The sequence below is a fragment of the Nitrosarchaeum sp. AC2 genome (assembly GCF_013407385.1).
In the GTDB taxonomy this organism is placed as follows: domain Archaea; phylum Thermoproteota; class Nitrososphaeria; order Nitrososphaerales; family Nitrosopumilaceae; genus Nitrosarchaeum; species Nitrosarchaeum koreense.
In genome coordinates, this window is record NZ_CP030847.1 from 653,914 (window position 1) to 680,421 (window position 26,508).

Sequence of the window (26,508 nt, forward strand, 5' to 3'; positions counted from 1 at the left end):
ATCTGGGCATAATTGACTAGAGTTATAATTTGTGCTACAGTGTCCCACACTGTATACTGAGAAATTATATCTATACACGATATCTTATTTTTATGTACAAGTTAATTTGCAAAAAAATTGGTTTTGATTGTAATTTTATTGCACACAACAACGATCAAAAAACATTAGCAAATGACTTTGAAAAGCATGTACGAATTAGCCACAGGCGAGATTATCCAAAAAAAGACATCTTTGATTTTATAGCTATCCAAAATACTCTGGATGATTTTGAATCTATCGAGAATGAAAAATCAGCAAGTGTTGATAACTCTGAGTCATTTAGATTAGATAAATGGCGTATAGGTCATAGAAACTTTCCATAAAAAACTAGGAGAACTAAGCAGATGGATGTTATTGCAATTATTCAATCTAGTCTTCTTACTCCATTGATCTTATTTTTTATTTTAGGAATAGTTGCAACACGTATAAAATCTGATTTAAAAATTCCTGATGCTATTTCAGAATTTTTACCCATTTACCTTCTTGCTGTAATTGGATTGCATGGGGGACTAGAGATGAGAAAGATGGGATTTGATAATATGATAATTCCGATTTTGGTTGCGGTTGGTTTGTCTATTGCAATGACTGTGAATCATTATCAAATACTAAAACGCCTTGGTAAATTCAACATTTTTGATTCCTATGCTATTGCAGCTGCATACGGTTCTGTCGGTGCCACTAGTTTTTCTGTTGGGTTGTCGTTTCTCAAAACTCAAAATCAACAATCAGAGGGATTTATGGCTGTAATTTTGGCAGTATTGGAACCAGTGAGTCTGATTTTGTGCGTATTTTTAGTAAACATGTCCATAACAAAAAACCAAAAAAAATCAAAACATTATGAAACAAAACTTCTGGAAGATGTAAAGCAAGTTCCAAATGATGATTCCATTGCAGTTGAAATCGGAGAAGTACATAATGAAGCATCAATGAAACAAGTATTGCAAAATACTATCGCAGGAAAGGCTATTGTAATTTTGTTGGGTGCAATCATTATTGGATATGTTATCGGAGAAAGTGGATTTCAATCTATAAAAATTGGATTTGAAGATCTATTTTTTCCAGCTTTAGTGATATTTCTAATTGAAATGGGAATAATAACTGGCCAAAAATTGGAGGATGTAAAAAAAGCAGGCAAGTTCTTAATAATTTTCTCTGTAGCGGTACCAACTTTTAATGGAATTGTTGGAGTAGTTGTATCTACATACATTGGATTAAGTATTGGTGGTTCAGTATTATTGGGTCTACTATTTGCTAGTGCTTCTTTTATTGCAGCACCATCTGTTTTGAGAACGGCAATAAGAAAGGCAAATCCAGGATTATACATAACATCTGCACTTGGGATAACATTTCCATTTAACATGATTGTGTTGCTACCTGCAATGTTCATACTTTCAACAATCCTTCATAATCCTGAAACGCTAGACCTGAGTAGCTACTTTGGTGAGGGTTTGAAGTGAAACTCTACAATACCAAACTATTGACAATTATTTGTGAGGCACCTGTACAAAAAAACATCACAGATATTCTTGAAAAGAACAATATCTCAGGATACACGTTTTATGAGGTTGGTGGGAATGGTTCTAAGGGCATTCGTGGACAAGGATTGCAAAACGAAAAAAATATCAAACTAGAAGTAATTCTGCAAGAAGAGAAACTATATCGCATATTAGAAGAGATTGCAAGAACACTGTTTTCAGATTATGCTATAGTGACATATGTTAATGATGTTGGTGTGATCCGTATAGAGAAATTTTCTTAAGATTGTCAAAAAAATTCTGAAAATGTTACAATTATTGGCACAGGTGCATCTTATACTGATGAGTCACTTCAAAGCCCTGCAACAGATGTCAAAATAATACCTAAGGATATAATTTGTAAAGATAAAGTTTGGATTGAGAATGCAAAGGGAAAACTTGTTTGCACTACTGAAACTGCAAAAAAACTTGTTGAACGTGGTTGGGGAACAATACTAGAATAATATTACTTCATGAGTTTAGGAACAAACATGTACACTATCAAAATTATCTCAACCCTTCCTAGAATCGCCATGAATCCGAAAACCATCTTCATTAGAGGATCCAATTCGTCACTTAGAACACCCGTACTTAGTCCGACAGTTGTAATTGCAGAAACCCCATCAAAAAATGAGTCTTGAAAATCATAACCCCTTGATTCCAGATGTCCTGCAATTAATAAAGGAATAATGATTGAAACTCCAAGTATTATGATTCCTGCAATGATGTCTTTTTTGCTTGATTCAGATAACTTGTTACGTGATCCCCTGTAGAAAATATATCTGATCTGTGCAAACGTGACAAGCCGAAATATTTTCAATCCTCCTCCCGTTGAAAATCCACAGGCCCCTATAATCATCGCAATTGTCATTACTGTAAATGGTAGTGGAGCCAGTTTTTCAAAGCTTATTGTGGCATAACCAGTAGTAGTACTGCCTGACACCATATTGAATATGCTATCTAACGGTGATGAATCCATTGAGAGTGCAAAGATAATGCAAAGCACTATCAAGAGAGAAAGATAAACAATGATCTCTTTTGTTATGTCTATTGAAAGAAATTTTGCCCTTACAAATGCGTAATGAAAGTTAAACGGCAGTGCTCCAAGTATCATTATAATGATTATTACCAAATATTCAGGCGGAGTAAATCCCTGAAAAGATTGAGAGTCTGGAATCCAACCGCCAGTAGATATACCGCTTAATGCTAGGGCAAAATTATCAAATATGTCTCTGTCACTTAGACTAGACAGAGCTGCACCAGCTATTATCGCATAGATGGAAAATATGATGGTAATTGTTGAAAATAATTCTCGCAAATGCAATGTCTGACCGGAAATAAAGCCTTTCATTTTGCGCAGGTGGGTTTCTGAGTAAAACACAGTTACAATCAGATAGATGAAACTGAGTCCTCCGACAAACTGTGTGTATGCACGATAAAATGTAAAGGTTCGTGGAAGTTCTTCTGGATGAGATACTATTGACAATCCTCCAGTAGTAAACCCAGCGGCACTTTCATGGAATCCATTTGCAAATAATTCAAGCGGGTCTACAGTATCAAATGGAATTACAAACAACTGCGGGATCATTCCAAATAATACCAATGCCATAAAGCTTGAAAACACCAGTATTGCAGTTCCTCGTAGTGTGAGGGGCTGTTTCTCACCATGAGAGTTTAGGAAAAATCCAGTGACCAAAAGCATGATTGACATTAGAAATATTCCCGAAGCAACTGCTGAATCTCTTTGTACAGCTGCAACAATTCCGGGCACTAGCATCAAGGCACCTGCAAACTGCATAATTATCCCAAGATTCCATATGACCCCCCACAGAGAAGATTGCTTGGGACGTTTTCTTATTGATTGACTGACCAGATTCGAAATTATACTCTGATAAATCATTCCAACTATTTTTCCATCATCTCCTGTGACGGCAATCTTTCTTACATTATTGTCCCTCATGATCTTTAATGCATTTTGTAATGTATCATCATGTTTGATTACTATCAAAGGAAATGTCATGATGTCATCCAATCTTGTCTTGACTGGATTTGCATATTGTTCTCCAATTTTTTTAGTATGTCTTGATCTGTGACAATCCCTATTGGGGCATCATCATTATTTACAACAATGATTTCATCTTTATCTTTTTTTTGCATTATGGCACATGCAGTTGGCATCGAAGTAGAGTCTAAAAGTTTTAAAAATATTGAGCTCATGTGTTGAGAAACCTTGCTTTCAAGAATCTTAGTCACAGAATTTTTGCTTGCGTGTGACATGTTTTTTGTATGTTTTATGAATAATAAATCATTTTTGAAGAAATTTATCTTTTCTAATGTATTCTTGATAATTACACAGAATTCAAAACTTCGTAGTTAAAAACTAAATTGAATAGATGAATGGTTATGCATAAATTTTATCTTAAAGCAACATATTGTCGTATATGTAAAGACTATAGTTTCAAGTAACATTCGTAATGTAATTACTATTTACTTTTATTGAAAAATTCATTACTCGTATTTGGATGCAAATAATCTTCCCCTGTGGATGTAGTATTGAGGATCATAATGGAGTCCTGATAAAAGAATGCGAATCACACAGGGAAGGATATTTTATGAAATAAAACTACAATTTCACACCTATCTACGTCAAATTTATTGTCCATAATTGTAGGTGAATCCCTGTGAAGTTGAATCCCAATTTGCACAGATTAATATTTCAAAATTTTGAGATTCTAAAAAAAGTATCGATTCTAGTCTAATAATTTTCATTTTTTGAATAATGTGAAAAGATAATTTCCTTGGCTCGAGCTCAAAATAATCTTACCAAAACTAGTAACCTTTCTCACACTTTCCCGGTTATACGAATCCCTAAACCACTACACATGACACACGACGATATCGATATCATCGGTAAAAACGTCAAAGACATGTACGGAACATTCATGGGTAAAGTCATTGGAACAATAACTGACATTGATGGAAGCATCCAATCAGTTGGCGTTGACTGCGGTGCTCAAGGATTACAGCAAATCGCATACGAGCAATTAGTAGTTCAAGGCAGTGTTGTTATATTCATTCCAAAATGGAGACTAGACTCACAAAGACTTCTACGCGAAAAACAACTAACACTGCGTCGTCTAAAGGCCTTGATTGATATTGTTTCTGAAAATGATGACATGAAAGAAGATGCCGAAATAATTCATGAAAAATACAAGTCAAAACTTGAATCATTGGATGAACTAGAAAACAAAATCAAATCAAAGCTAGATGCAAGACAAGCAGCGCTAGAGGAACAGCTAAAGTCTACAAAGATGTTGTTATTTGATGCAAAAGTACAATACAAGAGCAACGAAATCTCAGAGACTACATTTGAGACCGTGAAATCATGCGCTACAGAATTAATTGAGCATGTAACTCACGAATCTGCCGAAATCTCAAACGTAAAGAGAAGAATTGCAGACCTTGATGCAGAAGTAATAACTGTGACGACACCTCCAAAAAAAGAAATCCAAGAATCCGCCGTTTCATATCTGGGCAATTCTGAACAAGAACAACTAGTTCAGAGCATACTTCCAGAAGCACCAACAGATCCAGTCATTCATTCAGAAGCAACACGTGCTGATGAAACCGAATCACATCTACCAACACCTCCCAAAGAGGTTAAAAAAGAAACATCTCACTACGACGACTGGCTTGGCAGAATGGAAGCATCTTAACTTTTTTTAAATTATTTTTCTTTAACATTTACAAGTCTGAATCTCTACACTATTTTGATGTCCGAATTTAATATCGGCCTTGGAAATAATGATACTCAAACAAGGAAAGATGCATCTTTAGATTTTGTTTCCTTTTGGGATAAACAGGCAAAAAATCTCAGTTGGTTTTCCACTTGGGAAAAAACATTGGACTGGAATCCTCCATTTGCTAAATGGTTTGTAGGAGGTACAATTAACGCATCATACAATGCCCTTGATATTCATCAGAAAAACAAGGCTGAAAAACCTGCTATATTGTGGGAAGGCGAGAATGGCGATTCACGCGTTCTTACTTACAATGACATGTGGAAACAAGTCCAAAAACTTGCAAACGTCCTCAAATCACTTGGCGTTAAGAAAGGCGATCGAGTGACTATCTATCTTCCAATGATTCCAGAATTGCCAATATCGATGCTTGCATGTGCAAGAATAGGTGCAACTCATACTGTTATTTTTTCTGGATTTAGTGCAGCAGCAATTAAAGATAGAATTGAAGATTCAAAATCAAAAATAGTAATTACTGCTGATGGTGGATATAGACGCGGAAGTGTAATTAAACTAAAAGAAGTAATCGATGACGCAATCAGTGATCTTGATTTTGTTCAAAACGTAATTGTAGTTGAAAGAACAAAAAACAAAATCCCTCTTTCTTCAAAAGACAAGCTTTGGAATCAATTAATGGGAAATGCATCTGATGTATTTCCTGCAGAAAAATTAGATAGTGCTCATCCTCTTTACATTTTGTATACCTCTGGAACAACAGGAAAACCAAAAGGCGTGCTGCATGGAACTGGAGGTTATCTGACCCACTTACATTCTACATTCAAGTGGGCATTTGACATTAAAGATTCCGATGTATTTTTTTGTACAGCTGATATTGGTTGGGTCACAGGACACAGCTATGTTGTTTATGGCCCGCTTTTACATGGTGCAACAGAAGTAATGTATGAAGGTGCACCAGATTTTCCAGACGCATCACGAATGTGGGATATAATTGAAAAATACAAAGTTACTATTTTTTACACAACCCCTACTGCACTTCGAATGTTTATGAAATTTGGAAACGACCTTCCAAATTCATTTGATCTCTCATCTCTTAGACTTTTAGGAAGTGTTGGTGAACCAATTAATCCTGAAGTGTGGCGATGGTATTTCAAAATAATTGGAAAAGAAAAATGTCCGATAATTGATACATGGTGGCAAACTGAAACTGGTGGTATGTTGATTTCTGCTTTGCCTGGCTTGGAAACAATTCCGTTAAAACCAGGCTCTGGAACTCTGCCTATTCCAGGATTACAAATATCTGTAGTCGATGAATCTGGAAATGAAGTACCTGCAAACACAAAGGGATATTTGCTAATCAAAAATCCTTGGCCTGGGATGCTTTTGACTTTGTGGGGAGATGATAAGAAATACCGTGATGTATATTGGTCAAAGTACAAAAATTGTTACTATCCAGGTGATTATGCACTAAAAGATTTAGATGGCTATTTTTGGTTACTTGGAAGAGCCGATGATGTACTCAAAGTATCTGGTCATAGAATAGGGACTGCTGAGCTTGAAAGCTGCCTTGTATCTCATAATGATGTTGCAGAATCAGCTGTCTGTGGAATTCCTGATGAGATCAAAGGTGAAATCATAATTGCTTTTGTAGTCTTAAAACAAAATGTAACAAAAGATGCATCACTTTTAGAAAAAGAATTGTCTATAAAAATAAGAAATGATATTGGTGCAATTGCTACCCCACAACAAATCTATTTTGTATCAAAATTGCCAAAGACTCGTAGTGGTAAAATTATGCGAAGACTGCTAAAAGCAATAGCAAACAATGAGACTATCGGCGATGTCAGTACTTTGGAAGACGGAGCTGCAGTATCTGAAATCCAGTCTGCATTTGATGAACTACAAAAATCAATTCAAAATAAAACAAAATAATTTTATTTTTTTAACAATCTTAAATCCGTTGTTACTAGCATGTCAAACATTTTCTTTAACCCGTCATATTCTGACTTTGAATTTTCATCTAAATTGTTATATTCACTTTTTTTAATCTCATCAAGCTTTTCTTTAGCTTCTTTAAAGTAATCCTCAAATTCTTTAATTTTTTTGTCATTTAATTCTGTAAGATCAAAAATTACCGTATTACTTCCAAGCAAGTTTTTCTTCTCATCATAAAGACTCACTGCGTGTAAGATTCCTGGAAAAGTGCTTCCATCTTGTTTCTTAAAGGTAATCTCCCTATCTGTGACATTTCCAGTTTCAAACCATGTTTTTAGCGAGTCATTCATTGCTTCCCAAGCGTCTTTAGGCACGTGCTCAAATATTGTTCTGCCTAGAATCTCTGTCTTTGCGTAGCCTAATTTACTAGCATAAGTTGAATTGCAATCAAGAATAATTCCAATGGAGTTGATCCGTCTCCACATTATTGGGGCGTCCTTGAGAATTTTACGTGCTTCTGTTTGTGGCATTTTTTCTTTTACCTTTGACTAGTTATTAAATTGAAATCTTGTCAAATAATATCTGCTGACTTTTTGATATTAAATCATATTCTGTGTTTTGAAGATCAAACCAACTAAAACCCTAGTATGAATTAAATTCCTAAAAATCAATTATGATATTGCACAGCTTTCCTTTTATGCCATATTTGCATAATTAACTCATGTCAGCAATAGGTGGAAACACAAAGAAAACCTCAAAAAATAATTCAATCTTTATCGTTGGTGGTATTATCGCAGCTGGCGCTCTGTTACTATTTGCATATCTGATGTGGTATGTGGCTCCTGCAGAAAACATGGAGCTAGTTAGAATTGTTGCGGTAACCGAGTCAGGTTGTATTGCAGAAACATCAGATGGATTTGCAGTAAATATTGGTGAATGTAGAGGAGAACCAAATCAGTATGTTATGGCACCAGTAGATAAGAAAGTCAGAGAACGTGCAGCATTAATGAATCCTACAACTTAGCTAAACCACTGATCTAAATTATGACTCTTTTTTTCTAATGCTTTTCTAAGTCGATTCAAAGAAGACTGAATTCTGTCTTCAGAAAAACTTCTCTCTTTGACTAGATAGTTTGTCATTCCTTCATAGTCTACTTTTCCAAAGACTATCTCATTTACATCTGTTACAATCGGTTCAAGAAATATTTTACGAATCTTCTCATACTCGATTGTCTGCAACTGTTCTTGAATTTGCGGAATATCTTCTAATCTTGAATATTGTTTTATCATCTTTAATGCAGTTTTTGGTCCTATTCTGTCAAATCCATTTGGATTAAAATCTGTGCCAATTAAAATTCCAATATCTACTATCTGTTCTCTGGTAATTTCTAACGAATCTAGTGTTTTTTGAGTCTCAATAATCTCTGGCTCGATTTCTACATACGTGTTTCTATTTGGAATCTTTCTTCTTCCGCTGTTTGTAAAATTTCTAATCAGCCTCTTTGCTCCACAAAGTATGGAGTCAAAGTCTTGACTTGCAGAGGCATAAGCTTGTCCAGTATTTGTTAGATGGGCTGCAGTTGCTTCTCCTTCGGATGCCGCATCAATGTATGGAATTCCAAAGTATGATAAAATTTGTTTTGACTCTTTAACCATTCCGTCTTTCATGCTAGTTGTTTGTTGCGCAAACTTTCTTGCATCTTCTAAATTTCCCTCTGCAATTGCTTTTTCATATTTTATTGTAGCATCTTTTTGATCTGCTTTCTTCTTTCAATCTCTGCAGTTTTCAACGATGGTGGTTTTCCATCAAATACATAAACTGGTTTTATCCCTAATGATAAAAAATTGATATTTCTATAAAGTAACCCGCTAAGATGACTCGTTATCCTGCCCTCAGAATCAGATAGCTGTAATCCATCTGGACCTCTAATGCTTGCCAAGAACTGATAAATTGCATTATACGCATCAATTGCTATCACTTTTGATGAAAATGATTCTAGAGTTGTCTTTTCTCTTACTACTAACTCTTTGAGGTTTAATCCCATTGATTGTTGTTGATTTTTGAGCTATTTTGTCTTTATCGTTTGAAATACAGATCGTAATAACTGCAATGGGATATATAAAAAAGAAAAATCTAATCACATGGTGAATCATTTGGATTTGTCTGTAAACTTGAGAGAGAAAATATACGACATTAAAGAATCCCAAAATAATTTTTTAAAAATTGTTTCATACTTTCCTTTATCTGATGATGAAAAACAATCTATTTTGAAAAACTCTGAATCTGTTGAATTTCGTTCAATCTTCTCTGATAATGTATCTGAAGAAGAGTGGAATAAAACCAAACATCAGATAATCAAGCGCTTTCAGAATGAATTATTTGATATAGATTCAGCATAAATTATTTTTAAAAATTGTTTCTGATTTGCTTTATTATGTGGTATTTCCAAGATTTCTTGCCAGGTTAGCCAAGTGGAACGGCGGCCGTCTCGAAAACGGCTACGCGCAAGCGTGCAGGGGTTCGAATCCCTTACCTGGCGTTGATTATCTCAAATAAAAAATGAATTTTAAGCAGTTTGAACTTAATTCTGCCAGGTATCTGACCAATTTGATCGACTTCATCCATGGCACATATGTGGATTAGATTGAACAAGTATGTCTTTTTTAGTTGGGGTTAATTCTAGTCCAACCCCGATTTTCAAGAATTTTTGCTGTGGAATGCTTCACACATACAGATTTCTCTGGATTTTTGAAGATCAACTCAAATCCGTCTTTACAGAAAATCTTTTCTGCATCTACTTTGATAGTCTGAATTGGTGGAGCGAGTTTTGTTTTCTCTTTGATGCTTTGGTAATAATCATCAAGTAAAACAGATATGCAGTTTGGGCATGAGGTTGCAAATTTGTTATCCATCATGACAAGATAGTATTGTCTAGGTCCATCAAAATCTAATGGCATATTGGATTCTATTTGTCTGACATCAAAACAGACAGACAAAGTTTTTGTTTGATTTATCCTAAGATTATGATTTAGTAATACACATTCAGATAATTCTGGAGGTAATGATATATCTTGGAATCTGAGCTTAAAATCTTCAATATACTGAGGATAGTAATTATCTACAATGTAGTCTCGATTGGTTTGTTTTATTTCCTTAAACTCTTGGCGAGGATCTACAACGTCTATCTGAAACATATTTTTGTATACTGAAAAATTTTCCAATCCGTTATTGGTCACATTAAATTTTATTTTTAAAATGTCTGAATAATCCCCCGGCTCGTTAATCCATTTAGGTATGAACATTTTTTTAACATCTAACACAGTAAAGTTCAACTGTTTCATATCATGGTATTGCGCCAAACTTCCACCTTGTCTATATCCGTCATATGCAAATTCATAATCCATCCCAAAAGCCTGATTTGTTGAAATCAGCAATATCAGAATTGCAAAAAGAGATGATGACATTTTATGCCTAGTAATTGTAACCATGTATTAATAGTGCTTCTTTGATTAGCGATTGTGGAAAAGCCCCCGGGTTGGTTAAGAATAGCTCAAATTGTTTTGGGAGCAATCGCCATAGCATTATCCGGATGGGTTATTACAAATCCAGCTGAGACAGCCTTATTGTATGTCGCTTTTCTTGGTATTGCCTTGATAATGGTAGGAATCTCGAAAATTATTGAAGGGTTTGTTTTACGTCAGATTCCAAAATCTACAAAAGCAATCAGTATAGCAATAGGAATTATTTCAATTATAGGTGGAATTTTCGCTTTAGCTAATCCAATTGCAGCAATTGCAACATTAATCATGATAGTATCGATTGTGATTTTAATTCACGGATTAGGACTCATCGCAACTGGTGCAGCAGACAAAAGTCTAGGTAAAGGTCCAAGAATTGCCAATATTATTTTAGGTATTCTAGCAGTTGCGGTTTCAGCATCAATTCATGCCATGCCTGGATTAGCTGTTGCAATGATGCTTATTCTAGTTTCAATCGGATTGTTATTCCATGGAATTGCCAGCATTATTGCAGGAATAATTGGACAAAAATTATCAGTTACAAAACTATAGGGGCTTGTTTCATTTTTTCTAAAATAATTTACATATGACACAAAATAAATTTCTTACATTCCAAATTTACACTTTTATGAGGTTTTGTTTTGGAGGTGTTTGCAAACAATAACCCAAAATTATCCTTACTACAAAAATTTAATCTCAACGTGATAAAAAAAATCCTATTTTATTATATCATAATCTTTATGTTTATTCTATTTCTATTAAAAATGATTGAAATTATTCACTAGACCAATATTGTTTGTAATGGTCCTAATTTTGACCGTTTCATCAATTTGTTCTGTTTCTGCGCAAAGCGATATTGAAAATATTCAGAAAGACATCCGTATTGAAAAAAGTCTTTCTCTTGACAATATATTGAATCCCCAAATAGCTGCAACATTAACTGGACTTTCCCTTACTGGTGGAACATTTCTAGTAAACTTGACCCGGAGTAATAATGATGACAACACATACCACATTAACGTGGCAAGAAAATCCTTCATCAAAGCTTTCTTTATGTTTCTTATTTGTACCATAGTTTTATTTTTGTTTGATTTTCTTGAAATAATAGATGAAAAAAATGCTGTAATGTATACTTTTATTGATGTAGCCGTGTCCTATGCTCTTTTTGGATTTGGTGCTTTATTTCTTGTATCTGCAGCAAAACATCTATACGGAATATATGGAAAAAACTAACGGCATAGCATATATCAAGATAACAACCATGAGAATTGAAACTAGTTATTTTTATGAAGAATTTACATTGCCATCGGCATCAAGTAAGTTCCCACATATCTGACATTCCCATCTTTTATCAGGCATTAACTGATCAACGTCTGTTATTCTTGATGCGTTACAGACTTTACATCTGGTTGACATTATTTTGATTTTACTGTATGTGTTTTTTCGTGCTCTCGTACTTGCTCAAATGTATCTGACGTTCCTTCCCACTTGAAATTGCACTCTTTGCAACTATATCTCATTTCTCTTCACTGGCTTGCTTCTTCCATACATTACATGCAGGACAGCGACTAATGGTTTTGGATAATATCTTTTTTGAGAATACATTACCACAGTTTTCACATGTTTTCAAATCGTTTAGAGTAACCATTATGATGTTGCTTCCATCAAAATTGTTTTTGTGTTTTTCAAATGTGTCTTTTCATGAATTAAAACCTGTTCAAAAGTATCCATCCATCCTTCCCAATGAAATTTACAATCTTTGCAGTTATACTTCAATTTTGTTTCGTCTCTTTAGATTCTTTGAATGCGTTTACGTCGTTAGATGTCTTTTTTTGATTTCGTTGTAATTTTGCAAATAGCTTTTTTAACATACCCACATAGGTCATATCTTACATATAAGGCAAGGATTCTAACAAAATAGATTTTTTTTCGTAGCTGAGTAGTTAATTCAGTCCTTCCTTTCAGATATGCAAACTCACACTACTACGATGTTGATAATACATCGATTTTACTTATAGTGTTTTCTCAAATGCGGGTTAATTAGGATGAAATGATATATGAACATCATGAATACATTACCATCTTATTGGCAAAAAATATGCATTGATTGCAAGAGAGTGCATTGCCAAAAGGGATGTAATTGCGATTGTCATTGGGAGCCATAGTTGTATTTTGCCATATTCAACTGTGACTCAAGATACATGTCCACATGATGCAAAAGTAAAGATGGCAGGATATACTGGAATGTATGAATGTACAAGATGCCATAAATTTATTCGTGATGATAAGTAAAATTACCTATATTTTTCTACATTCTTTTGTTACTGTGCACTCAATTCATAATTCCTAGTTTCTAACTATTTTCATGCTTGTATGTGTTGATTATTGGATCATATGAGTTTCAAACATACACATCTATGATTAAATGGATTTTTTATGTTAAATGTTGTAATTATGCTTGAAATTCAATCGTAACAGAATCTTCAGTGATAGTTGTTTTACTGGATTTATCCAATGATGTTCTAATCAATGACTCCAAGAAATATTTGATGTATAATGACCCCTTTTCTTTTAGATCATGGTGTGCACTAAGAACCACTTTAAATGAATCCACAACAATATCGTATCTTCCAAAACCACAAACATCAAAAAATATTTTAATAAAACCAGTCACGCTTTGCAAGTTTAGTTCTTTCCATTTGAATAAAATAAACTCTTTTGCTTCAAGACTTCCTGCTCTGATGGCAACATCGACTATAGTTTTATCGTCAAGCTCTGCTAAAATACGCCTAAAAGAATCTGTACTTAGTTTTAATGTGCCAAATTTTTGCAAGTATACTTCGGTTTCGACATAATTGCCTAAAATGTGATTCACAAGTGTGTTTAAGCTGATTTTTTGTTCATCTGCTATCTTTCGTAATACTTTATCGTGTTTTTCATCTATTCGAAAAGTAACACTGTCCGATTTTTTTGCACACAAGTAATTTCATAACTCATGTTGTATCTTATCAGTTTACCTGCAAATGCGTGCATTGTATCCATGTTGTTTTTATCTTAAATTCACTCTTTAAGAATAGGTGAAAAAAATGAACCAAATACAAGAAAAGAAAAGTCCGAGACTGAAATTCATGGCATTGATTGCAAGTGGACTGGCTGTAATACTAGTTCTTACAATAGCACCATGGAATTACGTTCCAGTACTAGTAACTGAAAATGTAGTGGTAATTGCAGTTACCGAGCATGGCTGTGTTGGAGAATCTCAATATGGTATAAGCGTAGTTATGCCTCAATGTGATGCCAAAGTCGGAGACACTATTTCAGCGTCATTTTATGTTCCATCAAAGGAGCTAAATGGCTACTATGATAGAATCCAAGACAAACTAGCAACTGTCCAACCATAGATTCTATCTTTTTTATTGACAAAGAATTTACCTATTGATTTTAAGACTTTTTGTGTATCCTCAAAATTGTATCTAAGTTAAATCTAAATCGATGAGTAGATTAACTGTGTTGTATGCTTACATAGCATTCATACTTGTATTAAATTATAATTATAAAAAATGGTAAATTTCTAATCATCAATACCTGCTTTGCCCAAATCTCCAAGTCCATACTCTTTTTTAACCTCTTGACGAGAAGATTCAAACATTTTATCGTATTCTTGTTCTTTAGCTTCATCTCCTTGGTAAACTGTTTTCACAGGCCATGGGATTTTGATGCCATATTTTTTGAATTCGTGGTAGATCATCATTCTCATATGTGATTTTACTTTGAACTGAGATGTATAGTCTCTTACAAATAACCATAAATCAAATTGCAGAGATGAATCAGCAAACTCACTAAATCTTACTGTCGGCTGTTCTATATCTACAAGAATGTCTTTATCACATCCACAGCTTGGAAGATTTTCTTCAAGATAAGGACATTTTTCTTGAACAACCATATGTTGCCCTCTTTCATCTTTTATCTCATTCATGATGCGTTTACCTATTTTTATTAAAATGGATGTAACATATTCGGGATCATGTATGTATGATACTCCTATCTTTATTTTAGCAGGAACAATTTTGAAATCCTTTGAATAATTTACAATTTTTGAAGTTATTAGTTGATGAGTTGGGAAAATTGCAATCGACTCGTTTAAACCATGTTTGATGTAGGTAACTCTTGGAGTGATTTTATATACAATCCCATTATATCCTTCAATTTCTATTCTATCTCCTTCCTGAATAATTTCCTCTTTACGAATTTGTAAATATGAAAAATAGTTTTCCATAGTTTCTTTTAAAGCAAATCCAACTGCTATAGATAAACCCCCGCTTGCTGTGGCAATAAGTAATAGATCGATTTCCCACCAAGCAGCAATCCCTAAAACTAATGAAACGAATAAACCAATTGAAATTACATTTCTAACGGATTTTGGGGCAAACCTGGCAATTCCTTTTATGTGTCCTGGTTGAGTATTGCCTGGAATTATTGCTTGATAATTTTCTCGTCGTTTAACATATCTCCAATTTTCTATAGTGTAAACTTCTTCTGGTTTTACTCCAAGCCGAAGTTTACGTCCTGCTTGATTATTTCCACTAATGCATGATTCAAGATATCTTTCGTATTTTTTCCGTTCATTCTTTTTCCATTCGTTAAATGGATTTTTGACCCTCTCGGAATAACTGCCAATCATAAGACCTCTTTTAGTACGATATCTTTCAAGAATTTTTTTCCATTATCTGTTTTTAAATAATTTTTAAATTGTTCTTCAGATATTTCTCTTGGAGGTGATACTGGAGGATTCCATTTGTATAATTTGTAAAAAAGATTATCTTCGTCATCATCAAAACCTCTCATTTCTAGCCAACGTTCGAAATCTTCACGTTCAAGAGTTGATTTTTCACGTTTGCTTAAAACAACTGGAATAAACTTTGCAATTACGACTCCAGATACAAGAATTGTTCCACTTTGAAGAATTTTAGAAAAAAATTCTCTTGGGGTCATTTCCTGACTTGCTTCAGCAGCTTTGATGTAAACATCACTTGTAAACAATTCGTAGGTGTGGATATAATGAGTACCAAAATCAACGCTATAATTACAATAGATGGAAAAAATAATCTTTGAATAATATTTGCGAGATGGGTTCTTTTATATCTAAATTTTGTCGATTCAATCCAATGAGAGAATCTGTAATGCCCTATGGTGATTCCGACAATGCCTCCAATTAGAACCGCAAGAGCTAACTGTAATGAAGAATCTGTAGCTATTAGTTGATTTAGCGGAATAAATTGAGTATTGACTAATTCAGTCACTGTTTCTTCTGCCATAATTATTTTGATGACTACTTCTATACTAAGATTTTTTCATTTTTTGAAATAGCTTAAACACTGTTTTTCCTATTTTGACTTGTTTTATAATTTTCAAACTAATTTTCAATATTTTAAATCCAACAAAAACAGGCATAAGTACAAGCATAATTATTTCAAGCCAATACTTTTTTACAAATGATTTTGCATTTCGTATCTTCAAATATGCTATCAACAGTTCCAATGTCAGAAGACCTACTATTGCCCAAAAAATAATATCAAAGATAATGATAACTTGTTCTGTGATTGCAAATAATGGCTCAGAAATTCCTAATGATGAATATTCAATATTTACTAATCCAAAAATAAATATCACGATTAATGAAAAGGTAACAAAACTTAGTACTTTTTTGAATAATGGAGAAAATAGTATTTTCACAACAATGATTATTTCTGCAAGATCAATATAATATCATTCTGGAGTTTTATTTTCGATACTTAGTTTGTACTGGATATTTTTTGTATCCATAATATTCCTGAGTTTTTTATCTTGTATCATAAAATATCTAATGTCGACTCATCGATTTCTAATTTTATGATGTATGATTTTATCCTAAAAATTCAATTCTATCCGATTGTAATGCCATGCAAATATCTAATGGTGTAATCACCTGATCCTGGAAAATTATGTATGGGTGGGTCATTCCGTACATCATCTTTGATACTTCTGTCAAGTTGATGTCTTTGGAAATTTTTTTGCTTCTTCTAGATTAATTGATTCTGAAAACTTTAGATCCAAAAATTTAACATTTCTAAAAAAATCAAATTTTTGTGCTATGCTTTGAATAATTAAACGATCACTGATGAACATGTTTGAATTTTTTAATATTAGTTTTCTAGTGTTGTTTTGAAGCATTAGGCGAATGATGTCTTTTAGTGTATTATTATGATCAAATGTGATGATTTCTTTTTTGGGTAATTCTGAAATAGTGATATTTGTAGTACAGTTTGCACCGATTTCAAGTAATTTTCTTCCAGATATTGCAGAATATCCTCCTAAACTGTTGGGTATTATAGAAAATGCTCTTCTTGTTTGCTTCCACATCTCGAGTAGTTCCCCAAGTGTAACTTTTTCAGATATGATCATGAGATTCTTATCTGTGACTTGTTCTACAGTAGTTTTATCAAAAAAATCTGAAGATGGATTTTTAAAAATATTCTCAATTACTTCTCTGCCGCCAATAACTCCTACTGGTTTTTCATCTTCTCCTGTTACAACAAGGGAATCTGTAAAAGATTCTAAATAATGCATTAACATGCATGTAGCTATCCACATTTTGTTCTCTTTACGAATACTTACAGCAGGAGTAGAACTCAAAGAAAGTGGCAATAGTTCCTTTAATGTTTGATTGTAAATAGCCATAATTCTTCAATGAATTGAATGTAAAATAACTTATCTATGTAAAGATGATTCTCATCTTTGAAATCACTGAATTATAAAAACGATCTTGATTATTAAAAATAGAAATCAAAACAATCCTAATGTATGAATTCTAAACTATGAATATCTATGAAGATTGATGATATTGATCCAGATTATGAAACAGTAAAGATTGATCAGATTGGAATAATTGATTCTCATACAGGCGCTGTTGTATTCAAAGATGAATCAGTTGAATTTACAATGTCTGGTTTTTCATCTGAAGTAGCAAATATTATTTATAATTTTTTAGAGGAAAAACGTGACGATCCACCTACAATATATCGTCTAATTGAACAAATCTGTGAGGAAAATGAACTATTTTTAGTCAAAGTCAAAATCTATGAAAGTGGAGGTATCTTCAGAGCAAATCTGTATTTTACTGGAAAAAAAGACTTGGTATTTAGAAATTTTAGGGCATCTGATGCAATAGCATTGGCAACATATTACAGCATTCCAATTCTGGTAAGAAAATCAATGTTAAAAGAAATTCAAAAGAAATGAAACTTTAAAAAAGTTATTTAACAATAATCCGTCTCATGATTTCTTGTTATAGTTTATGAGCGTGCTTTAGGACTTAATTGGTATCAATAGCGATTCTACATTCATTTTTTGCATTTAATATCATATCAAATATCTTACTGTTTACTTGATTGCCCCCTTGAAGTACTTGGAATTTCTCTTCGGGTTCTTCATTTGGATCTACTGAGAATCCTGGAATTTTTTCCCATAATTTTTCTAAAATTGGACCTGATTTTTTCAATTTTTTTAAACGCTCAGTTTCTGTACTTACCAAAACATGAATTGCTTCTTGTATTGGCAATGCTGAGAATTTAATTGGATGTTCAAATGTTGCAGAAACTATTCCTTTGTTTTGTAATGCAGTTAACAAATGATATGTTTCGCTTCTTGGAATATCTGCAGCTTTGGCAATATCTGATGCTGATCGTTGACCTACCTTTCCAAGGTAAAAAAATACTTTTACTTGATTTGGGGTCAATCCAAATGTACTGAAATATTCTTTTATCTCTTCATAATTGGCTTTATCTACGGGAAAATTGCCTAATTGTAGCATGCTTGTGGCTGTTTCCATTATTGGAAATGATTATTTTTTTGCTTATAACTCTGATCGCGTAATTGTGTACACATACATACACTTCACTACATTTGAATTATTTTCTGAATCATTCATGCCTGTTTTATCTTAAAGTAAAATGAAAATGATCCGTATTTTTTATAATGCATTGAAACTGATTTTATGAAATTATTTTTGAGCCTAATTTCATTATGTGGTAATGATGGTATTTTTTAGGATTAACCTATGCCTGAATTTGGAAATACTTGACTGACCTTTTCAGCAACTTTATTGTGAATCCATTTAGAAACGCTAGATGTTTTTCTCTTCTTTGTAAATGACACATGGTTTGTATGAGTGCTACTGCTAGTTTTATGCTTTGGAACAATATCTTCTGTCCCTGCAAGTCTATTTCTAAGTAAAAATATTCCTGATAATACTAGAACTACTGATATGATATCTGTGTACGTAACTACTTCTACAAGAATTAACCCTGAAAAAATAATTCCAAATACCGATGTTGTTGAATATAACAATACTGTTCTTACTGCTCCTATTAGCTTTAGACCCATCAGGAAAAACAATGTAGACATCCCTGTGCCTGCTATTGACATTACCAAAATGTTTGGAACTTGTGCCAATTCTATGTTCATTGGAATCTGAAATAGTGCAATAATTGAGATTGTAATTGCAGCACATGTAAATGATATTATCTGTACTGTTTTTTTCACGTCAAATCGTTCACTTAGATATTTACACAAAGTTATGTCTATGGCGTATAATAATCCTGAAAATATTATTAATAAATCTCCTGTTACTAAACTAAAACTAAAATCATTCTGATAAAGATCATTTCCTATTGGAATTATCATCATTCCTATGATGATCATTGAAAAAGGTATGCATTCTTTGATGTGTAGTCTTTCTTTGAATACTAACATTGCAATAACTAGTGCAAAAATGATTTCACTATTGCTAAATATTGATGCGTTTACTGCTGTAGAGGTACTTATTCCATAAAAATAAGTAATTAATCCTGCACCTTCTGCAATTCCAATTAACAACATAAATGTGATGTCTCTTCTGCTTATTTTGGAAATTTTAGGTGATTTTTTTACAAGTGGTGTAAAGAATATTCCACAGATAAAATACACTAAAAATGCCATGACGATAGGATTAATCTCAACTTGACTAGTTCCAACTTCTAACATTGGTTTACTTAGTACATGAACTAATGCTGCTAATGCTGCCGCTATGATAATGAAGTAATACCCATAATGGGATTTCCTTACAGTATCCAGTACGCTCATTCCCATATTTGGAAATGTGCCGATCCTTAAGAATATTCTCCTTTGAGTCTAGAAAATTTGAGTTTTCTTGAGCCTAGGCTTTCTATTCATCTCCTATTTTGACGATTTCAAATGAGAACCCTTGACTGTTATAGTCCTCATTGATGATTCTATACTCTATCTCGTTTAGTATTGAATTCATCTGTTTAATTATAAACAATGGCCAATTCTTGCCAAGATCATGTTGAATGATGATTTTAATTGAAGTGTTTATGGGGATAATTCTTAACTGTACGTTCATGCTTTGACATCTTTTCTTGAAGAGATCTAAAATTGAATCTAGATTGATATGCCCATAAAAGTAGTTCAATGAATTTTTCAGATCAATTGTTCCAGTGGTTTCAGCAATTTTTTGAATTTTTTCTTTTGTATTTGAATCCATTAATTCTCTAAATGTAGATCTGAACATGGATACCCATCCCATCTCATTTGCTAATTCATTCCAGTTGACTTGTTTTTCTAAAAGATGATTAATCAAAGTGTTGAGACTGATTTTTTGCTCATTTGATTTTTCATGTAGCTTGTTACTGAGGTCCGAATCTATTCTAATAGATACATTATCTGTCTTTCTTAGTATGCCATTTTCTTGTAATGTCAATTAACCCGATCTCCTTTTCTATATGCTAAATTCATGTTTCTAACTACTTATTTCCACTTTTGGTGATATGCATTGGTATGTTATGTTGAGACACTTACTACTTTGTACAAATTACTACATAATGCCCACTTGTGTTGAAATGTAATTATGTGTGTGTGATCATCTAAATTATTTGCAACTTTTTTAAGCGATCATTTTTAAAAATATACGTCTGTTAATAATTATTGTATTATTTTATGATATTTTTTCAATGTGTTATTTCAAAATAATTATGACAATTAGTTTAATAGATATGATGTTTACTTACGAACATTGACAAACAGTTTAGATAATTTATTGGCTCCAACGCTACGTAAATCGATCGAAATTAATCTTGGTAAATCAACACTAAATAAAATTGAACAGCGTTTAATGGAACGTCATGGATTGGGTCTTGTTCAGGCAATAAAGGATTTTCATAAATTTGATGGTGTTTTAAGAGAATTTTTTGGAGCTGGTGCGGATGGATTGGAAACAAAATTCTTACAAAATATAATTGATCTTAAACAACAAAAGAAAGCAATTGATAACTGGATTATAATTAAAGATCAAGAATTAGCAAAAGTATTTTTAGAATCATTTGCAGATGAAGACAAAAAAGCAATTATTGGATCTGTTCTAGATACTTCTCTCATAATCGCCGATATCTTATCTGTTTGTAATGTGCCTCAAACATCTGGTTATAGGAAAATAAATCAATTAATTGATTCCGGACTATTGATTTCAAATGGATATGAGATAGCATCTGATGGTAAAAAAATAAAAAAATATGAATCTATATTTGATAATGTAAAGATGGATATTGAAAAAAATGTAGTTGTAGTTAAGGTTCAACTTAAAAAAACATCTATCCAAGAAAGTGTAGTATTACAAGTTATTTCAAATTGATATTGTATTAAACTCTGAAATTTTTCACGACTTTCTCTCTCAACTGCTAATTATTAATGCGTGTTTTAGATTATATTATTTTTTTATGTTTGAGTAATGCATATGCAATTATCCAATAACCTGCATACCAAAGAATGTTTACTGGATGTGTAAGATCATAACTCTCTATGATCTCTAAGTAATAATACCAATCATCCGCAAATGTTAATGCCAAAACTCCGAACAGTAGAATCCACCATGATTTACCTAATGCCCCCTCTTTGAAAATTCTAGTGCCTAGAATGGTTAATGTTAATGCCACTGATGTTGCTGCTACAAAAATAATTCCATAATAAAAATCAAAATTAGCTTCGCCAATTTCGTTTATTGAAAGTATTCCATATGCTACAGTAATCATAATTGGCACTGCTATAATTCCTATTTTGGTGAGGTTTTTTATTGATGGCTGAAAAAATCTAATATTTATTATTAAATGTGCAATCAATAATGGAATATATGCGAAAAAGAATATGTCTGCAATTGAAGGATATGGTTCAATTTCTAGAATTAAATCATAAACTGAATATGTTACCTCTGCAACAAAAAGTGAAAAAAATCCTAAACTTAAAAACAAATATGATTTCCCAAATATCAGTGAACCCTTGTATCTATATGCTAGGAAAAAACCAATAATTGCAACAGCTAATGGGTTTAATAACGAAACTATTGAAATAATGAGATCGCTTTCATCAAAACTAAATACAAAAGTTAATGTTAATTGGAAGCAAATTGCGGCAAGTATTATTCCAGCTAAAATTTTATAATTTATTGGAGAATCTACTTTTTCTGCAACAATGTCTGGCGTTTTCAACTATTTTTTATTTTTAATTGTAACGTTTAAACTTTTTATGGTCTTTTTTTGATCTGACCTATTTTCTTGATAGTCTACTTTGATATGTAAAAATTTTACTTTCCTTAGTATTTCATATCCAAAAGCTTTTCCACTTTGGTCTAATCTCTCATTGTTTGTGAAATATTCTAATTCGTCTATAGTTTTTGAAGTTAACCATTCGCTTTCAAATGATTCGAGAATTGATTCTGTCCACTTCCAATTTGAATTAGGATTACATGCATATACTATCCAGGTATACTCTCCATTAATTTTGTAAATATCAAATGGAAATATTTTACAATCAAATGGTCTGATCTGATATATGCTACATCCTTTTTCAGAATCAAAAAATATGCATTCGTCTGAATTTCTTTTTGTTTTCATTATGTATTTTAATTCGTTATTTATCTCTCGCAAAGTGACAAAATCATCAGAACCGGTGAATTCTTGTATTTTTTTAAACTCGTCGTTAGACACAAATGGGGGTAAATGATCACTGCAACAAGTTTTTGCGTGACAACTGCTACATAACTTATTCCATCCATTAGGTTTGTCTCCTTCCAACATCTTCATATTCACTAAATGACGGAAAAACGTTTCTGTTTTTGGAAATATAATTTTGAGCCTAAGTATCACATTATCATATGTTATTAATTCGTTAGTTTTAAAAACACCTATTCCCAAGTATGGGAATGGGAATAGAATTACTTGATGAAAACAATATTCGTTCACTCCCCTCTGATGAGCGATTTTTAAAATGTGAACAAATTTTAAAAAACGAAACTGACGAATCAAAACGTTGGGACGCTGTTTGGCTAATCGGTGAATTAGCAGAAAATAAAGAACCAAGTGATCCTATGTTTCAAAAAGTTTCTGATGTTCTTGAATGGGTGCTACAAAATGATACTAACGGTGTAGTAAAACATGAAGCATGCTTTCAAGTAGCTGCAAGAAACATGAGGGATAAAATTCCAGTGTTAGTAAATACTGCATTGCATAACCACAGTATTTTGGCAAAACATGAAGCCATTGAATCCCTTGGATTGATGAGAGCATTTGAGGCAGAGTCATTAATCAAAAAAGCATTAGATGATCCTAGCACAGATGTCCGAGAAACTGCATCATTTGTTCTAAAAAGATTTGATCGTTTACGAAATCGTGGGGTTTACAAACCTTCTGATATTCTATAGAAAATAACTCAAATCTATAATTATATTTTTTAAATCATTTATAATTTTTTAATTATCTTTTAATTTTTTTTGATATAATTTTTTACATCAAGTGATGTTATTGGTTGTGCAGTATCCCACAAAAGACTACACAGACTATGTATGTTGCTTACCATTTCAGATGAATTCGTACACAAAGAAAAATCTGATTCTGAATTTGAAGACATTTGACTAGCAGCTGTTGAATCTGACATGATCATTTGTTTGTCTTTTTGAACAACCATTCTTCCCTTTGATGGTAGTTTACAAATTTTAGTTTCAGTTGCGTTGAATCTTTTAACAAACGAAATTAATTTTGGATCATCTAGTTCTACAAGTAATCTCACTTTACCACCTTTTTTTTCACACACGGTGATCTTTTCAGGTATCGCACTATGATACATTCTGGAAATATCTTCAAGTGTAGTTGAAATGTATATTATTCCTGATGAGTTTTCAATTAGTTGTGCAATGTCTGCATAAATATTCCCCCTTCCTTGTACCACTCTAAATGTAGGCACGTTTGTGCCTTGTTTAGTTGTAATTTCACTATTGATTTTTTCAATAATTGCTTCTCCATCTTTTTTAATTCTGTTCACTTCATCTTCTTTTTTTCTTAATGCAATTTTTAATGCATCTTGTGGTTCTGCAGCAATACATAATTTTGGACTAGATAATGTCGTTGAAATTATATTTCTACTTACTAGCTTGTCTACCGTTCTATACATTCTTGCTCTGTCTATATCAAGCTCTTTTGCTAGTGCACTTGCTGTAATTGGTCCAGCTCGCAATAAATTCAAGTATACTTTGGCCTCTAATTCATCAAGATCCAAAATCATTTCTAACTCTGATGCAATGCCTGTTATTTGATCTTGAAATGTCATCAAATTAATTTTTCTCCTGTATTTCTTGCATGAGAATTTTTAGTGTGATTGCATTTAGCACTTGCGCATAATTCCCCAGTTTGACCATTTTCATCTATGTTCAATAATTAATCGATGAGAACTAAAGGATCAGTCTGTTAGATCATCTACTAACAACTTGTTGAATAAAATTTTATGACTGTTAATTACATTTCATACATTTGTAATCAAAAATGTCTGAAATGAAACTATGATACATTAAATGCAATTACTGCCATGATTATCATTACCACAACATGTTTTGTTCCTGCAACATACGATCCAGATCCTATCTTTCCTGCAGCTACTCCTCCAAAGACTGCTTCAATTATTGCCATGTTAAATAATGCTGATTCTAATTTTGATACATCCATATCTGCCAATGATCCAAACAATCCATCTTTTCCACTACCTGCAGCTAACAATCCATCTTGAACTTTTTCAATCTCGGTGAAAAAGCTAGTAGTTAGTAATACTGCAACTGCTAAAAACACTGCAAATGAAATGTAAATTGTATATGTATATGGCTGCAAAGCTGACTTTCTACTTTTTTCAATGTTTTGCATCTCTGAGACGTGTTTTTGAATCATCTCCAAGTTCTCACTGACATCTCCTCCTATCTTCATGGCCATCTCAAGTAGTACAGTTACGCGTCGTGATACTCTTGTGCCTGTTCTCTTTGCAAAATTTTCAAACGCATCTTCTAACGGCGTTCCCCAACTGATGTTTGCTTTGAGATTCTTTAATTCAGGAGTTAATGCTCCCAAGTTTCTATCTGCTGCTTGTTCTATTGCTTTGATAAGATTAGAACCGCTTTGAACAGAACTTAATAATGCTAATAGAAACACTGGCATGTTTCTATCTACACTATCTCTTCTTTGCACTTCTCTTAATTGATGAATTGTTAATGGAATGACTCCAACCATAATTCCAAATATTATTCCGACATCTTTGATCATAGTTGATTCAACTACACTTGAGATTTCTAAACTAATTATAATTACACTAATTGATGCAACAATTGAAAACATAATTGATTTTACAATCTCATTTTTTAAAATGGATTTTTTTGGCATTATTTCATTTGCTGATATCTCTTTTTGGTTTCTATCGATTTTTTGCATGTTTTACCTCTTTGGCACCATGGTATCCATCATTACTAACATCAATACTCCACTTAGTGGAATTACTGCAAATGTGAGTATGTTCATTAGTGTTAGCAAGTCAAAACCTCCTAAACTTGGACTCATAATGCCCATGATTGATAACATGATCACTGCAAGCAGTGGAAATACTATTAAGAGAATTGTATATATTTCTGCTACAGAACCCAACGATTCTGTAGTTTTTTGTAAGAGCATCTTTTTTTCTTCTAGCTGAACTTTTGCTGTAGCGTTAAAGTATTCTTTCAAATCACCACCTGACTGAGATGTGACAATAGCTCCTTCTAGTAATTCTGAATATGGTCCTGGTGGTGTTCTATTAATTAGATCTTTTACTGCTGTGATTAAATCCATTCCAAGAATCTCAATGTTTCTGGTAATGAAACGTGCATCCTTTACAATGTCTTCATCTGTCTCTTCTTTTGATATTGCTTTGAAAATATCTTCTAATGATAACCCACTTGTTGCAAGCGTCGACATATATCCAATAAAATGTGGAATTTCTTCTAACAGTTTTGTTGATCTATTTTTTACTTTAACTGGAGGAATGATTTGTAGAACCCCAAATGTCATTGCCATTAAGACTAATCCTGCAATTGGAGGAAGAAGATAACCAACAATCCCAGGTTGTATGTTGATTAATTGCGATGCAATTAGCCCTATTATTGTACCGCAAACTCCACCAATAATGCTAAAGAAAACCATGCTTGAAACGTATACTTCAAAAGGAATTGGCATCATTGCTTGTTTGATTGATTTTTCTAGTGGTTTGAATTTTGGATATAGAAATTTTATATGCTCATTAAGTAATTTGTAGCTGTAAACATGAATGACTCCCACTGATTCTTCTTGTTGTTTTTGTTTTGTTTTTGTCAT

General features: G+C 32.8%; 33 protein-coding genes, 1 tRNA gene and 1 pseudogene. 14 read left to right on the top strand and 21 right to left on the bottom strand.

What is annotated here, in order from left to right; translation table 11 throughout:
* The first annotated feature begins 92 nt into the window (after nt 1-92).
* Genes DSQ20_RS03820 through DSQ20_RS03830 form a run of 3 tightly spaced genes read left to right on the top strand, consistent with a single transcriptional unit; the run spans nt 93 to nt 1,798 of the window.
* Nucleotides 93-362 carry a DUF1059 domain-containing protein gene (locus tag DSQ20_RS03820; RefSeq protein ID WP_179366096.1) on the top strand — a complete coding sequence of 90 codons (270 nt, stop codon included), beginning with the start codon at nt 93-95 and terminating at the stop codon, nt 360-362.
* A gap of 21 nt (nt 363-383) precedes the next feature.
* Complete coding sequence (locus DSQ20_RS03825) at nt 384-1,496, top strand: sodium-dependent bicarbonate transport family permease (protein WP_179366097.1); 1,113 nt, start codon at nt 384-386, stop codon at nt 1,494-1,496.
* The gene (locus DSQ20_RS03830) at nt 1,493-1,798 is read left to right on the top strand and encodes a DUF3240 family protein (protein ID WP_179366098.1); all 306 of its coding nucleotides are present in this window, start codon (nt 1,493-1,495) and stop codon (nt 1,796-1,798) included. Before DSQ20_RS03825 ends, DSQ20_RS03830 begins: the two co-directional genes overlap by 4 nt.
* Before the next feature lie 221 nt (nt 1,799-2,019).
* Here the strand turns inward: DSQ20_RS03830 and DSQ20_RS03835 are convergent, their stop codons facing one another.
* Together DSQ20_RS03835 and DSQ20_RS10605 are read right to left on the bottom strand one after the other, a co-directional pair.
* Nucleotides 2,020-3,573 carry a potassium transporter TrkG gene (locus DSQ20_RS03835; RefSeq protein WP_255458330.1) on the bottom strand — a complete coding sequence of 518 codons (1,554 nt, stop codon included), beginning with the start codon at nt 3,571-3,573 and terminating at the stop codon, nt 2,020-2,022.
* Nucleotides 3,570-3,830: a CBS domain-containing protein gene (locus DSQ20_RS10605; protein ID WP_255458331.1), complete on the bottom strand. Its 261-nt coding sequence runs from the start codon at nt 3,828-3,830 to the stop codon at nt 3,570-3,572. The genes DSQ20_RS03835 and DSQ20_RS10605 overlap by 4 nt, the downstream gene beginning before the upstream one ends.
* A gap of 605 nt (nt 3,831-4,435) precedes the next feature.
* Between DSQ20_RS10605 and DSQ20_RS03840 the strand changes: the two genes are divergently transcribed.
* Nucleotides 4,436-5,269 (top strand): CdvA-like protein, encoded by an 834-nt coding sequence (locus DSQ20_RS03840; RefSeq protein WP_179366099.1) that lies wholly within the window; start codon nt 4,436-4,438, stop codon nt 5,267-5,269.
* Between the two features lie 57 nt (nt 5,270-5,326).
* Nucleotides 5,327-7,243: an acetate--CoA ligase gene (gene acs, locus DSQ20_RS03845; RefSeq protein ID WP_179366100.1), complete on the top strand. Its 1,917-nt coding sequence runs from the start codon at nt 5,327-5,329 to the stop codon at nt 7,241-7,243.
* A gap of 2 nt (nt 7,244-7,245) precedes the next feature.
* Here acs and DSQ20_RS03850 read toward each other — a convergent pair whose 3' ends face one another.
* A complete protein-coding gene (locus tag DSQ20_RS03850) occupies nt 7,246-7,776 on the bottom strand; it encodes a PAS domain-containing protein (protein WP_179366101.1) in 531 nt (176 codons plus the stop codon).
* A 191-nt stretch (nt 7,777-7,967) separates the two neighbouring features.
* On the opposite strand from DSQ20_RS03850, the gene DSQ20_RS03855 reads away from it, so the two are divergent.
* Nucleotides 7,968-8,270: a hypothetical protein gene (locus tag DSQ20_RS03855; RefSeq protein WP_255458332.1), complete on the top strand. Its 303-nt coding sequence runs from the start codon at nt 7,968-7,970 to the stop codon at nt 8,268-8,270.
* Here the strand turns inward: DSQ20_RS03855 and fen are convergent.
* Nucleotides 8,267-9,291: pseudogene (gene fen, locus DSQ20_RS03860) on the bottom strand (flap endonuclease-1). The gene DSQ20_RS03855 and the pseudogene fen overlap by 4 nt on opposite strands.
* A gap of 100 nt (nt 9,292-9,391) precedes the next feature.
* Here fen and DSQ20_RS03865 point away from each other — a divergent pair.
* Together DSQ20_RS03865 and DSQ20_RS03870 are read left to right on the top strand one after the other, a co-directional pair.
* The gene (locus DSQ20_RS03865; protein ID WP_370464194.1) at nt 9,392-9,646 is read left to right on the top strand and encodes a hypothetical protein; all 255 of its coding nucleotides are present in this window, start codon (nt 9,392-9,394) and stop codon (nt 9,644-9,646) included.
* A gap of 58 nt (nt 9,647-9,704) precedes the next feature.
* Nucleotides 9,705-9,786 (top strand) — tRNA-Ser (locus tag DSQ20_RS03870).
* Between the two features lie 124 nt (nt 9,787-9,910).
* Here the strand turns inward: DSQ20_RS03870 and DSQ20_RS03875 are convergent.
* A complete protein-coding gene (locus tag DSQ20_RS03875) occupies nt 9,911-10,711 on the bottom strand; it encodes a hypothetical protein (protein WP_179366103.1) in 801 nt (266 codons plus the stop codon).
* A 54-nt stretch (nt 10,712-10,765) separates the two neighbouring features.
* On the opposite strand from DSQ20_RS03875, the gene DSQ20_RS03880 reads away from it, so the two are divergent.
* Together DSQ20_RS03880 and DSQ20_RS03885 are read left to right on the top strand one after the other, a co-directional pair.
* A complete protein-coding gene (locus DSQ20_RS03880) occupies nt 10,766-11,317 on the top strand; it encodes a DUF308 domain-containing protein (protein WP_179366104.1) in 552 nt (183 codons plus the stop codon).
* A 216-nt stretch (nt 11,318-11,533) separates the two neighbouring features.
* Nucleotides 11,534-11,998, top strand: coding sequence for a hypothetical protein (locus tag DSQ20_RS03885; protein WP_179366105.1), 465 nt, complete (start codon nt 11,534-11,536; stop codon nt 11,996-11,998).
* Between the two features lie 51 nt (nt 11,999-12,049).
* Here the strand turns inward: DSQ20_RS03885 and DSQ20_RS10610 are convergent, their stop codons facing one another.
* The 4 genes from DSQ20_RS10610 to DSQ20_RS03890 all read right to left on the bottom strand — a co-directional run bounded on the left by DSQ20_RS10610 (nt 12,050) and on the right by DSQ20_RS03890 (nt 13,745).
* Nucleotides 12,050-12,181, bottom strand: a complete 132-nt coding sequence (locus tag DSQ20_RS10610; RefSeq protein WP_255458333.1) for a hypothetical protein — start codon at nt 12,179-12,181, stop codon at nt 12,050-12,052.
* Between the two features lie 100 nt (nt 12,182-12,281).
* The gene (locus DSQ20_RS10615; RefSeq protein ID WP_255458334.1) at nt 12,282-12,413 is read right to left on the bottom strand and encodes a hypothetical protein; all 132 of its coding nucleotides are present in this window, start codon (nt 12,411-12,413) and stop codon (nt 12,282-12,284) included.
* The gene (locus DSQ20_RS10620; protein ID WP_255458335.1) at nt 12,413-12,541 is read right to left on the bottom strand and encodes a hypothetical protein; all 129 of its coding nucleotides are present in this window, start codon (nt 12,539-12,541) and stop codon (nt 12,413-12,415) included. The genes DSQ20_RS10615 and DSQ20_RS10620 overlap by 1 nt, the downstream gene beginning before the upstream one ends.
* 676 nt (nt 12,542-13,217) lie before the next feature.
* Nucleotides 13,218-13,745, bottom strand: a complete 528-nt coding sequence (locus DSQ20_RS03890) for a hypothetical protein (protein WP_179366106.1) — start codon at nt 13,743-13,745, stop codon at nt 13,218-13,220.
* Nucleotides 13,746-13,851: 106 nt separating this feature from the next.
* Here DSQ20_RS03890 and DSQ20_RS03895 point away from each other — a divergent pair, with 106 nt between their 5' ends.
* The gene (locus DSQ20_RS03895) at nt 13,852-14,166 is read left to right on the top strand and encodes a hypothetical protein (protein ID WP_179366107.1); all 315 of its coding nucleotides are present in this window, start codon (nt 13,852-13,854) and stop codon (nt 14,164-14,166) included.
* Nucleotides 14,167-14,336: 170 nt separating this feature from the next.
* Here the strand turns inward: DSQ20_RS03895 and DSQ20_RS10625 are convergent, their stop codons facing one another.
* The 4 genes from DSQ20_RS10625 to DSQ20_RS03910 form a co-directional block, all read right to left on the bottom strand.
* Complete coding sequence (locus tag DSQ20_RS10625) at nt 14,337-15,446, bottom strand: mechanosensitive ion channel family protein (RefSeq protein WP_255458336.1); 1,110 nt, start codon at nt 15,444-15,446, stop codon at nt 14,337-14,339.
* Nucleotides 15,443-15,805: a hypothetical protein gene (locus DSQ20_RS10630; RefSeq protein WP_255458337.1), complete on the bottom strand. Its 363-nt coding sequence runs from the start codon at nt 15,803-15,805 to the stop codon at nt 15,443-15,445. The genes DSQ20_RS10625 and DSQ20_RS10630 overlap by 4 nt, the downstream gene beginning before the upstream one ends.
* A gap of 300 nt (nt 15,806-16,105) precedes the next feature.
* A complete protein-coding gene (locus tag DSQ20_RS03905) occupies nt 16,106-16,498 on the bottom strand; it encodes a hypothetical protein (protein ID WP_255458338.1) in 393 nt (130 codons plus the stop codon).
* Nucleotides 16,499-16,789: 291 nt separating this feature from the next.
* On the bottom strand, nt 16,790-17,482 hold the full coding sequence (locus DSQ20_RS03910; protein ID WP_255458339.1) for a CBS domain-containing protein: 693 nt from the start codon (nt 17,480-17,482) through the stop codon (nt 16,790-16,792).
* Between the two features lie 147 nt (nt 17,483-17,629).
* Between DSQ20_RS03910 and DSQ20_RS03915 the strand changes: the two genes are divergently transcribed.
* Nucleotides 17,630-18,043 (top strand): bifunctional nuclease family protein, encoded by a 414-nt coding sequence (locus DSQ20_RS03915; RefSeq protein WP_179366108.1) that lies wholly within the window; start codon nt 17,630-17,632, stop codon nt 18,041-18,043.
* A gap of 73 nt (nt 18,044-18,116) precedes the next feature.
* On the opposite strand, the gene DSQ20_RS03920 is transcribed toward DSQ20_RS03915, so the two are convergent.
* From DSQ20_RS03920 to DSQ20_RS03930, 3 genes are all read right to left on the bottom strand, one after another.
* Nucleotides 18,117-18,632 carry a TrmB family transcriptional regulator gene (locus DSQ20_RS03920; RefSeq protein ID WP_255458340.1) on the bottom strand — a complete coding sequence of 172 codons (516 nt, stop codon included), beginning with the start codon at nt 18,630-18,632 and terminating at the stop codon, nt 18,117-18,119.
* 221 nt (nt 18,633-18,853) lie between these two features.
* Nucleotides 18,854-19,924 carry a DMT family transporter gene (locus tag DSQ20_RS03925; protein ID WP_255458341.1) on the bottom strand — a complete coding sequence of 357 codons (1,071 nt, stop codon included), beginning with the start codon at nt 19,922-19,924 and terminating at the stop codon, nt 18,854-18,856.
* Between the two features lie 82 nt (nt 19,925-20,006).
* On the bottom strand, nt 20,007-20,561 hold the full coding sequence (locus tag DSQ20_RS03930) for a hypothetical protein (protein WP_179366110.1): 555 nt from the start codon (nt 20,559-20,561) through the stop codon (nt 20,007-20,009).
* A 312-nt stretch (nt 20,562-20,873) separates the two neighbouring features.
* Here DSQ20_RS03930 and DSQ20_RS03935 point away from each other — a divergent pair, with 312 nt between their 5' ends.
* Nucleotides 20,874-21,488, top strand: a complete 615-nt coding sequence (locus DSQ20_RS03935) for a transcriptional regulator (protein WP_255458342.1) — start codon at nt 20,874-20,876, stop codon at nt 21,486-21,488.
* Nucleotides 21,489-21,558: 70 nt separating this feature from the next.
* Here the strand turns inward: DSQ20_RS03935 and DSQ20_RS03940 are convergent, their stop codons facing one another.
* Together DSQ20_RS03940 and DSQ20_RS03945 are read right to left on the bottom strand one after the other, a co-directional pair.
* Nucleotides 21,559-22,338: a histidine kinase gene (locus DSQ20_RS03940; RefSeq protein ID WP_179366111.1), complete on the bottom strand. Its 780-nt coding sequence runs from the start codon at nt 22,336-22,338 to the stop codon at nt 21,559-21,561.
* Nucleotides 22,339-22,926 carry a YkgJ family cysteine cluster protein gene (locus DSQ20_RS03945; RefSeq protein WP_179366112.1) on the bottom strand — a complete coding sequence of 196 codons (588 nt, stop codon included), beginning with the start codon at nt 22,924-22,926 and terminating at the stop codon, nt 22,339-22,341.
* Nucleotides 22,927-23,051: 125 nt separating this feature from the next.
* Between DSQ20_RS03945 and DSQ20_RS03950 the strand changes: the two genes are divergently transcribed.
* Nucleotides 23,052-23,549, top strand: coding sequence for a HEAT repeat domain-containing protein (locus tag DSQ20_RS03950; RefSeq protein WP_179366113.1), 498 nt, complete (start codon nt 23,052-23,054; stop codon nt 23,547-23,549).
* A 59-nt stretch (nt 23,550-23,608) separates the two neighbouring features.
* Here the strand turns inward: DSQ20_RS03950 and DSQ20_RS03955 are convergent, their stop codons facing one another.
* From DSQ20_RS03955 to DSQ20_RS03965, 3 genes are all read right to left on the bottom strand, one after another.
* Nucleotides 23,609-24,451 carry a TrmB family transcriptional regulator gene (locus DSQ20_RS03955; protein ID WP_179366114.1) on the bottom strand — a complete coding sequence of 281 codons (843 nt, stop codon included), beginning with the start codon at nt 24,449-24,451 and terminating at the stop codon, nt 23,609-23,611.
* Nucleotides 24,452-24,678: 227 nt separating this feature from the next.
* Nucleotides 24,679-25,593 carry a type II secretion system F family protein gene (locus tag DSQ20_RS03960; protein WP_179366115.1) on the bottom strand — a complete coding sequence of 305 codons (915 nt, stop codon included), beginning with the start codon at nt 25,591-25,593 and terminating at the stop codon, nt 24,679-24,681.
* A 3-nt stretch (nt 25,594-25,596) separates the two neighbouring features.
* Nucleotides 25,597-26,508: a type II secretion system F family protein gene (locus tag DSQ20_RS03965; protein ID WP_179366116.1), complete on the bottom strand. Its 912-nt coding sequence runs from the start codon at nt 26,506-26,508 to the stop codon at nt 25,597-25,599.

Coding starts and splice junctions, on each gene's coding strand:
- DSQ20_RS03925 (WP_255458341.1), bottom strand. CDS start 19,924: ATGAGCGTACTGGATACTGTAAGGAAATCCCATTATGGGTATTACTTC.
- DSQ20_RS03835 (WP_255458330.1), bottom strand. CDS start 3,573: ATGACATTTCCTTTGATAGTAATCAAACATGATGATACATTACAAAAT.
- DSQ20_RS10615 (WP_255458334.1), bottom strand. CDS start 12,413: ATGGTTACTCTAAACGATTTGAAAACATGTGAAAACTGTGGTAATGTA.
- DSQ20_RS03850 (WP_179366101.1), bottom strand. CDS start 7,776: ATGCCACAAACAGAAGCACGTAAAATTCTCAAGGACGCCCCAATAATG.
- DSQ20_RS03910 (WP_255458339.1), bottom strand. CDS start 17,482: ATGGCTATTTACAATCAAACATTAAAGGAACTATTGCCACTTTCTTTG.
- DSQ20_RS03955 (WP_179366114.1), bottom strand. CDS start 24,451: ATGACATTTCAAGATCAAATAACAGGCATTGCATCAGAGTTAGAAATG.
- DSQ20_RS10605 (WP_255458331.1), bottom strand. CDS start 3,830: ATGTCACACGCAAGCAAAAATTCTGTGACTAAGATTCTTGAAAGCAAG.
- DSQ20_RS03875 (WP_179366103.1), bottom strand. CDS start 10,711: ATGTCATCATCTCTTTTTGCAATTCTGATATTGCTGATTTCAACAAAT.
- DSQ20_RS03825 (WP_179366097.1), top strand. CDS start 384: ATGGATGTTATTGCAATTATTCAATCTAGTCTTCTTACTCCATTGATC.
- DSQ20_RS03915 (WP_179366108.1), top strand. CDS start 17,630: ATGAAGATTGATGATATTGATCCAGATTATGAAACAGTAAAGATTGAT.
- DSQ20_RS03840 (WP_179366099.1), top strand. CDS start 4,436: ATGACACACGACGATATCGATATCATCGGTAAAAACGTCAAAGACATG.
- DSQ20_RS03960 (WP_179366115.1), bottom strand. CDS start 25,593: ATGCAAAAAATCGATAGAAACCAAAAAGAGATATCAGCAAATGAAATA.
- DSQ20_RS03920 (WP_255458340.1), bottom strand. CDS start 18,632: ATGGAAACAGCCACAAGCATGCTACAATTAGGCAATTTTCCCGTAGAT.
- DSQ20_RS10625 (WP_255458336.1), bottom strand. CDS start 15,446: ATGATTGGCAGTTATTCCGAGAGGGTCAAAAATCCATTTAACGAATGG.
- DSQ20_RS03820 (WP_179366096.1), top strand. CDS start 93: ATGTACAAGTTAATTTGCAAAAAAATTGGTTTTGATTGTAATTTTATT.
- DSQ20_RS03895 (WP_179366107.1), top strand. CDS start 13,852: ATGAACCAAATACAAGAAAAGAAAAGTCCGAGACTGAAATTCATGGCA.
- DSQ20_RS03950 (WP_179366113.1), top strand. CDS start 23,052: ATGGGAATAGAATTACTTGATGAAAACAATATTCGTTCACTCCCCTCT.
- DSQ20_RS03855 (WP_255458332.1), top strand. CDS start 7,968: ATGTCAGCAATAGGTGGAAACACAAAGAAAACCTCAAAAAATAATTCA.
- DSQ20_RS03945 (WP_179366112.1), bottom strand. CDS start 22,926: ATGTTGGAAGGAGACAAACCTAATGGATGGAATAAGTTATGTAGCAGT.
- DSQ20_RS10610 (WP_255458333.1), bottom strand. CDS start 12,181: ATGTCAACCAGATGTAAAGTCTGTAACGCATCAAGAATAACAGACGTT.
- DSQ20_RS03965 (WP_179366116.1), bottom strand. CDS start 26,508: ATGACAAAAACAAAACAAAAACAACAAGAAGAATCAGTGGGAGTCATT.
- acs (WP_179366100.1), top strand. CDS start 5,327: ATGTCCGAATTTAATATCGGCCTTGGAAATAATGATACTCAAACAAGG.